The organism is Puniceibacterium confluentis (assembly GCF_007923445.1).
In the GTDB taxonomy this organism is placed as follows: Bacteria; Pseudomonadota; Alphaproteobacteria; order Rhodobacterales; family Rhodobacteraceae; genus Puniceibacterium; species Puniceibacterium confluentis.
In genome coordinates, this window is sequence record NZ_VOJI01000047.1 from 1 (window position 1) to 11,947 (window position 11,947).

Annotated in this window: 6 protein-coding genes and 3 pseudogenes; 4 read left to right on the forward strand and 5 right to left on the reverse strand. The window is 64.3% G+C overall.

Annotation, left to right across the window (positions count from 1 at the left end; genetic code table 11):
- Both FOY53_RS21880 and FOY53_RS24110 read left to right on the forward strand, forming a co-directional pair.
- Window positions 1–124, forward strand: a pseudogene (locus tag FOY53_RS21880) (integrase core domain-containing protein); the annotation flags it as partial.
- 545 nt (window positions 125–669) lie between these two features.
- Window positions 670–1,098: a hypothetical protein gene (locus FOY53_RS24110; protein ID WP_342784359.1), complete on the forward strand. Its 429-nt coding sequence runs from the start codon at window positions 670–672 to the stop codon at window positions 1,096–1,098.
- A 297-nt stretch (window positions 1,099–1,395) separates the two neighbouring features.
- On the opposite strand, the gene FOY53_RS23500 is transcribed toward FOY53_RS24110, so the two are convergent.
- The 5 genes and pseudogenes from FOY53_RS23500 to FOY53_RS21945 form a co-directional block, all read right to left on the reverse strand.
- Window positions 1,396–1,599 (reverse strand): hypothetical protein, encoded by a 204-nt coding sequence (locus FOY53_RS23500; protein WP_146592438.1) that lies wholly within the window; start codon window positions 1,597–1,599, stop codon window positions 1,396–1,398.
- A gap of 105 nt (window positions 1,600–1,704) precedes the next feature.
- Window positions 1,705–1,809, reverse strand: a pseudogene (locus FOY53_RS24115) (hypothetical protein); the annotation flags it as partial.
- A 76-nt stretch (window positions 1,810–1,885) separates the two neighbouring features.
- Window positions 1,886–5,149: pseudogene (locus FOY53_RS23880) on the reverse strand (beta strand repeat-containing protein); the annotation flags it as partial.
- A complete protein-coding gene (locus FOY53_RS23890) occupies window positions 5,146–8,604 on the reverse strand; it encodes a cadherin-like domain-containing protein (RefSeq protein WP_146592439.1) in 3,459 nt (1,152 codons plus the stop codon). The gene FOY53_RS23890 and the pseudogene FOY53_RS23880, both read right to left, overlap by 4 nt.
- A gap of 413 nt (window positions 8,605–9,017) precedes the next feature.
- Window positions 9,018–10,160 carry a helix-turn-helix transcriptional regulator gene (locus FOY53_RS21945; protein WP_186766715.1) on the reverse strand — a complete coding sequence of 381 codons (1,143 nt, stop codon included), beginning with the start codon at window positions 10,158–10,160 and terminating at the stop codon, window positions 9,018–9,020.
- Window positions 10,161–10,402: 242 nt separating this feature from the next.
- On the opposite strand from FOY53_RS21945, the gene FOY53_RS21950 reads away from it, so the two are divergent.
- Together FOY53_RS21950 and cas2 are read left to right on the forward strand one after the other, a co-directional pair.
- Window positions 10,403–10,813, forward strand: coding sequence for a CRISPR-associated endonuclease Cas1 (locus tag FOY53_RS21950; protein WP_146592441.1), 411 nt, complete (start codon window positions 10,403–10,405; stop codon window positions 10,811–10,813).
- Window positions 10,806–11,153, forward strand: coding sequence for a CRISPR-associated endonuclease Cas2 (gene cas2 / locus FOY53_RS21955; RefSeq protein WP_222435319.1), 348 nt, complete (start codon window positions 10,806–10,808; stop codon window positions 11,151–11,153). The genes FOY53_RS21950 and cas2 overlap by 8 nt, the downstream gene beginning before the upstream one ends.
- Window positions 11,154–11,947: the final 794 nt, after the last annotated feature.

An 11,947-nucleotide genomic window follows, 5' to 3' on the forward strand; every position in this document is an offset into this window, starting at 1 on the left:
CATCGAAAGCATCGAGGAGGCCCAAGATCACGCCACACAATGGTTATGGACTTATAACAACGACCGCCCCAACATGGCCATCGGCGGCATCACACCCGCTATGAAACTGAAAATGGCCGCATAAGTTCTACGGCGGCACCCCGTCAAAAACGGGAGGATTACCATCCCGCCTTGGTGGTTGCTCTCTTCGCCGCAGGCCGCCGCCTTGATCAACGTGGCCCCTGCGACACTGCAGTACTGGAGAACGCGAGGAGAAGCGCCCGCCCCCGTGCCCCCGATGTTCCTCAAACCAGCTCAGGGCGACCCTGTGTTCTTTGTGTACGGCACACTTCGATCATGGGCTGCTGAGCGGGTCGGTATCAAGTATCTGTTCCAAGACCAGTGCCATGATTTTTTCAGCGAAGTTGCACCTCCGTTTAACGGTGGTGTTGGATCCGCGGTTGCGCGCGCAAAGACGTTCGACGACATTCCGGAAGGTGAACGCCGTTACCTCCGCCTCGGCGAGAACCACAGGCTGTTGTCACAAGAGCGAGTGCTCGACCTTGACGCCTTCTACGCCAAACAACCGACGTGGAGGCGGTCAGGGGCTAGGTACGAGTGGACTGTTCCGGCAGATGCCTGAGATCAGAATATTCGTTCCGCCTCGTGAAGGGCGGTGGACGGAAGGAGATGCAGATGCCGGAAAGGTCATCCAGCCAACGCAAGATGGACAAAACTTTGGTCAAGGCGCTGGCGCGGGCGTTCCGCTGGAAGCGGATGTTGGAGTCGGGCGAGTTCGCCACCATAGCCGAACTGGCGGAACGTGAGAGGATCGCGCCGTCCTACATGACCCGCGTTCTGCGGCTGACGCTGCTCGCGCCGAACATCATCGAGGCGATCCTGGACGGGAATCAGCGGCCGGAGGTTACGCTGGCGCGGTTACTGGAGCCCTTACCGTTGGAGTGGCCAAACCAGCCGGACCACTTCGCGCGGACCGGCGGAGCGGCCGTTCGCGAACGGTGCCGCGACCGGCCCGTCCGAGCCCATGAGCTTTCCATCCCTTTCACCCTTCGCCAGTGTGTGGACAAGGAGACGACCCTGTTGGATCCCATGGTTTGATGCCGCGATCCTTTCTCAGGAATGGAAGGAAGCACTTTGGTTCAAGTTCGTCATAGCAGCGCCACGACCACGCTCGCTGTCCGAGCAGCAATAATGCCCCCGATCTGCCGGGCATCGAACCGAACAGTTGATTTTTTCCTTAGTCTGCCGTCCGCCACACGCGGCTCCTCGTAGGTCGTCCCGCGCCAGGAGGATCCGCGAAGGTTTCCCGTGGTTCGCGCGCCGCACCCTTCCGATGGTCGACCCAGCAGGGGGTGCGGCCGCGCGGGGCATTTCAACCCGAAAAGATCCGCGGCATCAAATGAACAAGAAGGCATCGGTCGTAAGCTGGGTGGCGTCGACGAATCCGGTCAGCCGGATCGACATGTCCGCCGTGCCGTTTCCGTCAAAATCGAAGATCACCACCCCTGCATCGAACCGCGCTTCGGTGGCTCCGTGGGCCGAGAAGGCGTCAGCACCGAGGTAGGAGAAGCTCCCCACCAGCAGCCCGCGCAGTTCCATGACCTCTCCGGACCCCGGAGAGAAATCCGTGATCGTGTCGGTCCCGCTTCCCGTCGCAGAGGTGAAGACGAAGTGGTCCGCTCCCGCGCCCCCGGTCAGTGTGTCGTTGCCGGCGCCGCCGATCAGGGTGTCGTTGCCCTGCAGACCCGTCAGCTGGTTGTTGCCGGCTCCCCCGATCAGGATGTTGTCGAGCGCGTTCCCAGTGCCCACCAGCGCGCCGGCCGCCGTGATAGTAAGATCCTCCTGACCGGTTCCAAGNTCCCGCGCCCCCGGTCAGTGTGTCGTTGCCGGCGCCGCCGATCAGGGTGTCGTTGCCCTGCAGACCCGTCAGCTGGTTGTTGCCGGCTCCCCCGATCAGGATGTTGTCGAGCGCGTTCCCAGTGCCCACCAGCGCGCCGGCCGCCGTGATAGTAAGATCCTCCTGACCGGTTCCAAGCGTCCAGCTGACGGTGGAGAACACCAGATCATGACCGCCATTCGCATCCTCGACCACCGCGTCGGTGACGGAGTTCACGTAATAGGTGTCGTCCCCGGCCCCGCCAATCATCATATCGTTGCCCGCGCCACCGTGGAGGGTGTCGTTGCCGGCCAATCCCCAGAGGGTATCGTTGTCTGCGGCCCCGGACAGGAGGTTGTCCAGCCCGTTGCCCTCGATAAGGTTGGCAAGACCGTTGCCCGTGCCCGTGACGGCGCCTCCAGTCAGGGTCAGGTTCTCGACATTGGCGGCGAGGACATGGTTGACCGAGGCGATGACGCTGTCCTGAGTCCCGCCGGTGGAGATTTCCTTGACCACGTCACCGGCGTTGTCGACGTAATAGGTGTCGTTGCCGTCGCCGCCGGTCATCGAATCCGCGCCGCTGCCCCCGTCGATGGTGTCGGCCCCCGCGCCCCCGAGGATCGTGTCGGCACCGGCCAGGCCGGAAAGGACGTTGGCGCCGGAGTTGCCGGTGATGACATTGGCGGCGCCATTGCCGATGCCGCTGATGTTGTCGCCGCCAGTCAGGGTGAGGTTCTCGAAGTTCTCGCCCAGCGTCCAGGAGACGAAACTTTGGACCATGTCGATGCCGGCATCCGCGGCCTCCACCGCGATGTCGTCAGGCGTCTCGACGACATAGAGGTCGTTGCCCGTCCCCCCTTCCAGACTGTCCGCCCCCGCGCCCCCGGTCAGTGTGTCGTTGCCGGCGCCGCCGATCAGGGTGTCGTTGCCCTGCAGACCCGTCAGCTGGTTGTTGCCGGCCCCCCCGATCAGGATGTTGTCGAGCGCGTTCCCAGTGCCCACCAGCGCGCCGGCCGCCGTGATAGTAAGATCCTCCTGACCGGTTCCAAGCGTCCAGCTGACGGTGGAGAACACCAGATCATGACCGCCATTCGCATCCTCGACCACCGCGTCGGTGACGGAGTTCACGTAATAGGTGTCGTCCCCGGCCCCGCCAATCATCATATCGTTGCCCGCGCCACCGTGGAGGGTGTCGTTGCCGGCCAATCCCCAGAGGGTATCGTTGTCTGCGGCTCCGGACAGGAGGTTGTCCAGCCCGTTGCCCTCGATAAGGTTGGCAAGACCGTTGCCCGTGCCCGTGACGGCGCCTCCAGTCAGGGTCAGGTTCTCGACATTGGCGGCGAGGACATGGTTGACCGAGGCGATGACGCTGTCCTGAGTCCCGCCGGTGGAGATTTCCTTGACCACGTCACCGGCGTTGTCGACGTAATAGGTGTCGTTGCCGTCGCCGCCGGTCATCGAATCCGCGCCGCTGCCCCCGTCGATGGTGTCGGCCCCCGCGCCCCCGAGGATCGTGTCGGCACCGGCCAGGCCGGAAAGGACGTTGGCCCCCGCGTCGCCGGTCAGACTGTCGTTGAAGGCCGAGCCCAACAACGCCTCGATCTGGGACAGCACGTCGCCCGCCGCGTCGCCGCCCGAGCCGAGACCGGTAACCAGACTGACGGTGACGGCCGCGCCGGACCCTGCGTAATCGGCGGTGTCGAATCCGGCGTCACCATTTAGGGTGTCGGCTCCGGCCCCGCCGCTCAGGCGGTCGTCGCCGTTTCCGCCGTTGATCACGTCCTGCCCCGCTGCGCCAAGGATCGTGTCGTTACCGCCGCCGACGTTGATCGTGTCATTGCCGTTCGAGGTGGTGATCCCGTCATTCCCCGCCGAGCCGGTGAAGACCACGCTGCGGCCCAGAAGCTGCCGGGTGAGATCGACCGTTCCCGCAGCGGCCAGGGTCAGCGACACCGTGGTTGCCTCCAGATCCGGATAGGACACGATCTTGTCGAAGCCGGCGAACTGCGCGGCGGTGGCGATGATGCTGGGGTTGCCATAGGCGTTGTAGGTCGACAGAATCTCGACCCCCGTGATCGTCAGGGTCGAGATGTCGCCCGTCCCCTGGGCCTGAAACATATCTGTGCCGGCCCCGCCGTCGATCACGCCGCTGGCGGCCGTCGCGCCGAACAGGGCCATCGAGTCATTGCCGTCCTCGCCGTAGACCTCGACCGTGCCATTGGCCTGTATCAGCGACCAGCTGCTGTCGTCTCCGGCGCCAAGAAAGATCCTGTCGTTGCCGGGTCCGCCGAGTTGCGAGTTGAAGGAATGGGTCGCGCCGTCGACGAAATCGTTGCCGTCGCCGGCATAGATCAGGTCGTCGCCGGCGTCGCCGTAAAGCCGGTCGTCGCCGGCACCGCCCCAGAGCGTGTCGTTGCCCGCGCCGCCCGAAACGTGGTCGTCCCCGGCGCCACCCGAGATCCAATCGTTGCCCGCCCCGCCCAGGATCGTGTCGTTTCCGTCGGAGGTGGTGATCGTGTCGTTCCCGGCCGAGCCCGTGAAGACGACGCTGCGCCCCGCGAGTTGGGCGCCGAGGTCGACGGCTCCCGAGGCGGCCAGGGTCAGGGTCACCGTGTCCGCATCATGGGCCGCGCCCTCGGCCGCGCGGATCTCCTGAAAGCCCGAGAACTGCGCCGCCGTGGCGGCGATGTCGCGGTTGTTGGTCAGCAGCAGCTCGATTCCCGAGATGGTGGCAGAGGCCAGGCTCTGGAAGGCGCTGAGCGTGTCGCGGCCCGCACCGCCCGCGATGGTGGAAAAGCCGTAGGACTGGATGAAGTCGTCCCCGTCACCGCCGTCCATCAGCGCGGGCGATCCCCAGGTCTCGATCAGCCGGTCATTGCCCTCGCCGCCGTAAAGTTCGTTGGCCCTTCCGCCATATAGGAGGTCGTCGCCTGCCCCGCCGATCAGGACGTTCAAGGAGGCGCCGCTTTCCATCGTGTCGTTCCCGGCGCCGGCGATCACAGTGTTGGCCGCGTCCTGGATGCCGACATAGGCGGTCCGGCCGGTCAGGGCGGCCGTCAGATCCAGAAAACCGTACTGACCCTGCACGTTCAGATGAACGGCCGAGGTGCGGTCGGCCGGGCTGACACGGATGGTGTGGTACTGGCCGAAATAGGCAGCCGTGCCGTTGACCGTCGCGCCATAGGTGTTCAGGATCCCGAGCGCCTCGATCACCGTCACGGCCAGGGCCTGGGCATCGGTCCCGCCCTTGCCGTCAGAGACCGCCACGGTCACGTCATAGACGTTGTCGCCCCCTGATCGCGGGGCGTGCCGAAATCGGGGGCGTCGATGAAGCTCAGCGCGCCCGTGGTCCCGTCGATCCGGAACAGGGCGGCATCCGCCCCGCCCGCGATCAGATAGCTCAGGGTATCGCCCGGATCGGGATCGGTCGCGGCGACGGTCGTCACGGCCGTCGTGTTGCCATGCACGGTGACGCTGGCCGTGTCGCCACCGCCATCCGAGACGATGACCGGGGGCTGGTTCAGGAGGTCGCCGATCGAGACGACCCCATTGGCGAACCGGATGTATTCCACGAAAAAGACGGTGTCGGTGCCGTCGGGCGTGCCGGCGCGCAGGTCCGCGATGGTATGGCTGCCATCGTTGTTGAGCGTGACCTGATAGTCCGCGCGGTTGCCCGAATAGACGGCGGTATCCGCCCCCGCGCCGCCGTTCAGGGTGTCGTCGCCGGCGCCACCGATCAGCGTGTCGTCGCCCTGAAGCCCGAACAGGCTGTCGTTGCCGGCGCGCCCGTCGAGATAGTCTGCCAGATAGGATCCGCCCAGGGTGTTGGCCACTTGGCTTCCCAGAATGGTGCCGGTCCCGCCGTTGGCGACCGCGCTCTCGATCGAGACAAGCTGATCCTGGCCCATATCGGCGCCGGTCGCGGTGCCGGCCTCGAGGTCGACGACGACGTTGCCGCTGAGATAGATGATGTCGACCCCGTTCCCCCCGTCATAAAGGTCGTTGCCGTCGAAGGCACCGGGGGGCGGCAGCGCCAGGAAGATGTCGTCGCCGTCACCGCCATAGAGCAGGTCGCCGCCGCCGCCGCTGATGGTGTCCGTCCCGTCCAGCCCGACAAAGGTATTGTCCGCGTCGTCGCCCTGAAAGTTGTCGCGATAGCGGGTGCCGACGACATTCTCGACGGAGGCGATAGTTTCGAGGTTGTTATAACCGTCGCGCAACAACCCCTGACGCAGATCGACCGCGATGCCATAGTCGGAACCCCGCGGTGGGGCATTGTCGCGGGAAAAGTCGACCGTGTCGATGCCGCTGCCGCCGACATAGCTGTCGGCTCCGGCCCCTCCGATCAGCAGGTCATCCCCCGCGCCCCCGTTCAGGGCGTCGCCGCCGGCGCCACCCCAGAGCGTGTCGTTCCCCGCGCCGCCAAGGATCGTGTCGTCGCCGACCCCGCCTGTGATCTCGGTGCTGCTGTCCGACAGCTGGACCTGGGCTGCGACAGTGCCGACACGCGCCGACAGGTCCAGCGTGCCGCCATCGCTGACCGCGAGGCTGACCGCCTGCTCCGGCATCGCGGGGCTGAAGCGGATGGTGTGGAACTGGCTGAAATAGGCGATGGTCCCTTCGACCGTCGCGCCATAGGTGTTCAGGATCCCGGCCGCCTCGGTCACCTGCACGGCGATGGACTGGCTGTCGCTGCCGCCGTTGCCGTCGCTAACCCCGACTGTCACGTCATAGATGTTGTCGCCGCCTTCATCCTGCGGGTTGCCGAAGTCCGGGGCGGCGACGAAGCGCAGCACGCCTGTCGCCGTGTCGATCTGGAAGAAGGCGGCATCGACGCCGCCGGTGATCGAAAAAGTGAGGATGTCGCCGGCGTCGGGATCGCTCGCGGCAACCGTCGTGACGGCGGTCGTGGCCCCCTGGACCGTGACGCTGGCCGTGTCCCCGCCGCCGTCCGAGGTGATCACGGGCGCGTCGTTCGCCGGCGTCAGGTCTAGCGTCGCGGTCTGCGCCACGCTGGCCTGTCCGTCGCTGACACGATAGCTGAAGGTCACCCCGCTGTCGTCGTTCGCGACGGGCGTGAAGGTCCAGGTCCCGTCGCCATGGTCGACCAGGGTCCCGGCCGAGACGGAAAGTCCGGTGACGGTCAGAGTGTCGCCGTCGGCGTCGGTGGTGCCGGCCAGAAGTTCGGCGGCGGTGACGAGCCGCGACTGATCCTCGGGCGAGGCGCCGAGATCGACGGCGCCCGCCACCGCGGGGGGCGTGTTGTCGCCAAAGCCGAAGGTGGTGACACTGAACAGCCCGTCATAGAACTGGACGAATTCCACGCCGATCAGCCTGTCGCCCGGCGTCCCGGGGCGCGTCGTGTCGGTAGCGACAAAGTCGTCGTGGGTGCCGGTGAAGACGAAGTCGTCTCGCCAGCCGTCGATATGGACGGTGTCCGACCCGCTGCCCCCGATCAGCCTGTCGCCGCCGCCAAGGCCGAACAGCTCGTCGTCGCCGGCCGAACCCGACAGCGTGTCGCTGCCCGTACTGCCGATGATGGTGTCGTTCCCCGCCCCGGTCACGACGACGATGCCCGCGTCCGAGGCGTTCACGGTGGCGGCCCGAACCCCGAGCGCGGACTCCATGTCCGCGGTGCCCCCGCCCACCAGCCGCAGATAGACCGGCTGGTCGTCATAGAAGGGATCGTCCAGAACGGTGATGGTCTGGAAGGCGCTCAGCTGCGCGGCCGTCGCCGACACCTGGGTGCCGCCGGTTTCGAGAACCTCAACGTCGGTGATCGTCAGCCCGCTGATGTCGCCGGAATAGGCCGCCAGCACATCCCGCCCCGAACCGCCGTCAATGCTGCCGCCGAGGGCGTTGTAGATCGTGATCCGGTCGTCGCCGCCCCCGCCCGACATGTCGACGACCCCGCCGGAGTCGCTGAGGCTGTCGTTGCCCTCGCCGCCCAACAGGGTGTCGTCGCCCTCGCCCCCGTCCAGCGTGTCGTCGCCGTCGCCGCCGTCGAGCAGGTCGTTGCCCGCGCCGCCGATCAGGGTATCAATCCCCGCCCCGGTCACGATCCCGTTGCCCGCGTCCGAGGCGGTGACATAGGCGCCGCGCAGCCCGAGGGCGGACCCCATATGCGCGGAACCCCCGCCCACAAGCTGCAGATAGACCGGCTGGTCGTCATAGAAGGGGTCGTCCAGAACGGTGATGGTCTGGAAGGCGCTCAGCTGCGCGGCCGTCGCCGACACCTGGGTGCCGCCGGTTTCGAGAACCTCAACGTCGGTGATCGTCAGCCCGCTGATGTCGCCGGAATAGGCCGCCAGCACATCCCGCCCCGCGCCGCCGTCGATGCTGCCGCCCAAGGCGTTGTAGATCGTGATCCGGTCGTCGCCGCCCCCGCCCGAAATGTCGACGACCCCGCCGGAGTCGCTGAGGCTGTCGTTGCCCGCGCCGCCCAACAGGGTGTCGTCGCCCTCGCCCCCGTCCAGCGTGTCGTCGCCGTCGCCGCCGTCCAGGAAGTCGTCGCCGCCCTCTCCATAGATCAGATCGTTGCCCTCGTCGCCGAACAGCGTGTCGTTCCCGGCCCCGCCAGAGATGGTGTCGTCGCCCGCCCCGCCATGAACCAAGTCATCCCCGTCGTCGGCATAGATCAGATCGTTCCCTGCCATACCGCTGATCGTGTCCGGCCCAGGCCCTCCGGTGAGCGTGTCGTCGTCAGGCGTTCCGTCGATGATAGGCATGGCTTTACACCCTGAGGATATGAACCGAGGCACTGCCGGCAGGCAGTCCTGTCACACAGTTGGGCTGATCGGCGCCAGGACGAGAGCAATCGCCGGTCTCGGCAGTGGCGGCGCGCGCATTTATCGGGGTCCGATTCGCGGTCGCAGCCCGAGTGAAAGCGGCGGCCAGCGACCTTCTTCAGGATCGCTCTCGTTAGCTAAAATCTTCAGTTTCAATCTTGCGTTCAACCCTTGCCGCAGTATTACTTGGGGCGGCAGTCGGGGTTCATGATCCAAATGGACTATGCCGGGCGATCATTGCGATCAAAGCGGGCACTTGTTCCGACCCGGAATTTCGCCTGCTGCCGGACCCGGGGTTAACCCGGGATGCGGAATTTCCGGGTGATGTCCCGAGGCCCTGCATTCTCAGCGCATTAGCGCCTGGCGCCGCTGCCGAGGGTCAGGAACAGCTTTACCAGATCGCCCTGCCGGTGGGAGTCGGTCTTCCAGAGGGCCGCCTTCAACTGGTTGCGGACCGTATTGGCGCTGGCATGGCGCCGCGTCGCGATCTCTTTCGTGTCCAGCCCCTCGACCAGCAATTCCACCACGGCGGCCTCGGCATCGGTCAGCCCGTAACGGGTCTTCAGCAATGTCCGGACCCGCGAATCGTCGGCGGGTTGCAGGACCAGCAGAAGGCAGCGGCCGCGGCTGCCCCCCAGGGGCCCCAGGGGCGAGAACTTCATCGCGGCGGGATCGAACCGCGTGGACCGCACGGACCAGGTGCCGGAGGTCACGTCGGTCGTGCGAAAGGCTTCGTCGAACCCTGGCGTTGCATGGGCGGTCAAGTCGAGACGTTCGCGTAGCCCGGCATTCGTCGCGGCCGAGACTCGGCCGAGAACGTCGAGTTGCAGCAAGTCCCCGCGCTCGAGGATCTGCCGTCCGACGGGATTTGCCCAGAGCAACCGGCGATCAGCTCCGATCGCGAGGACAGCGGCATCCGCGGTGCCGCCGTTCTCGAACCCGAGACACTCGAGCCGCCGCAGGTCGAGCACGCAGTTGATCTCGAGAGCGCGGCGGATGGGCTCCGCCAGCAGGCGCATGGTCTGAATCCACTGCGGCTCTACCGTGTCGGCGCGGCTTGATGGAATGTCTACGGCCAAGAATGCCAGCCGATCCTCGTCGTAATACAGGACGGTCCCCCGTCCCAGGCTCAGATCGCCCTGTGGTTTTAGCCAGTCGTTGTAGATTTCCGTATGGCGGAACTGGTCGAATGGAAACAGTTCGTCCGAGGTGATCATGTCGCCCGGTCGCAGGGACGCGATCCGCCCGATCCGCTGATTGATGCGACAGTAATAGCTGTCATAGGTGCGCAGGAAATCCGGATCGAAAGACGAGCACCGGGCAAAAACCTGGTAATGTCGCGACCTGTCGAGACTGACCAGCTGGACGTGAATTCCTCCGGAGGCGCGTGAAATCAGCTCTGTCACATCCTCCCACTTCGACCCGTCGAGGGCCGCGGAAAAGATTGCTGAAATGATGTCCTGCCAAATCTCGAACGCAATGGGTCTCTGCTGCACATAGACCTCCCGAGCATAAGCCGGGCCGCGGCCCAAGCCGTTAAAACTTAGCACGGCAGAGATGGCGCGACAAAAGAACATTCGAAATCTGTGTGTCGTCGGGCGTCATCCCAGACAATTTCTCGGTCGGGTCTCGTGCGGGTTACTGCACCTCGTCCAGGTGTTTGAGGAAGCTTCTGATCGCAACTGTCAGGGGGGTCACTTTCGGACGCCGATCACCCCATAACCGGGGTCAATTTTGCATGCCGATCCACACAAATGCCCTTTTGAACTACGGATATGCCGTGCTGCGCGCGGCAACAGCGCGGGCAATCGTCGCATCCGGACTGCATCCATCTCTCTCGCTCCACCACCGCTCCGCCGGCGATGCCCTGGCCCTTGTGGACGATCTGATGGAGCCCCTCCGCCCGACGGTGGATCTAGTGGTGCACAGGCTTGTCGATGCCGGCGTGACCGAGGTGAAAGACGCGCGCGAAGACCTCATGGCATGCCTGAACGCAGATTTTCCCACAGCGAACGGGGCGACACCGCTGTCCCATATTCTTGTAAGGCTGGCGCAAAGCCTGGCCCGCTCTTTTCTAGACCGCAAGCTCCGGCTGGATTTCCCTTCTCGCCCACTCCCCGACGAGATCCCGGAGTCGGAAGATGACTGAACGCTACCAGCAACTGTCGGGGTTCCAAATCATGTGGGTCTGGGTTCTCTTCGATCTTCCTGTCGGCACCAAGTCCGAGCGAAAACGCGCAACGCGCTTCCGAAACGACCTGTTGGACCTTGGTTTCGAGATGGTGCAATTTTCTGTCTATCTTCGCCACGCATGGAGCCGGGAAAAGGCCGAATCCTTCGCGCGGCAGGTGGGCGAACACGTTCCAAAGGCCGGGCATGTCCAGATTTTGTTCTTCACTGACAAGCAGTACGCTCAGACTCAGGTGTTCCGTGGGCGTGCGCGAGCCCCAAAACCAGAGGAAAAACCGCGCCAACTGGTGCTGTTTTGAGGTATCAGAGGCCGAAATTTCCAACCAGAGGTACAGAAAAAACCCCGCACAACAGGGAGTTGCGCGGGGCCCATCCTAGCAGAAGAAGCGGCGTGGCCAAACCCGGAAGCAGATTGCTGTGAAGTCGCCCCTCCCCCTCCCCCGCTAGTTGCATCACTCTCCATTACACCTGGCCTTGCGTCTGAAAGTTTTCGAGCCCGGTCGCGGAAGACGGAAACGCGACTCTAATCCAAGCATTTTTTGCGGCAATTTTTTGCTCTCTCCCTATCAGTGGCTTATTGAAAATTCACCAAATTCGCGCAGTCAATAGCTTCAGAGAATCCGGGCCAAAGAGAACGGATTTTCGGGCCAATGACGCTTAAGAGGTGAATAGCCCAACCTGCAAACCCTTTTGATAACACGGGAAAATCCTATCGTGGCCGGATCGGGAGAACGGTTTCTCAAGGGCAAGTGGCGGATGGGATGGGATTCGAACCGACGAGCAAGTCAAATCCACCGATTTGAACCACTTGGTTTTCCAGGTTTCTGAGCGCGATGTCTCTTAGATGGCAGGAAGATGGACTTGTGTAATGGTCAAAAAAGGGGGTGGGGTGTGATCAAGTATTGCGGCGTTACAAATAGGTTTGGATCACGGACACTGGCCGGACACGCGCTCAACCCAAACGCGAAAGGCCCCCCGAGGGAGGCACTTAAGGTGTTGATACTGTGTATGTAAAGTTGGTTGCGGGAGTAGGATTTGAACCTACGACCTTCAGGTTATGAGCCTGACGAGCTACCGGGCTGCTCCATCCCGC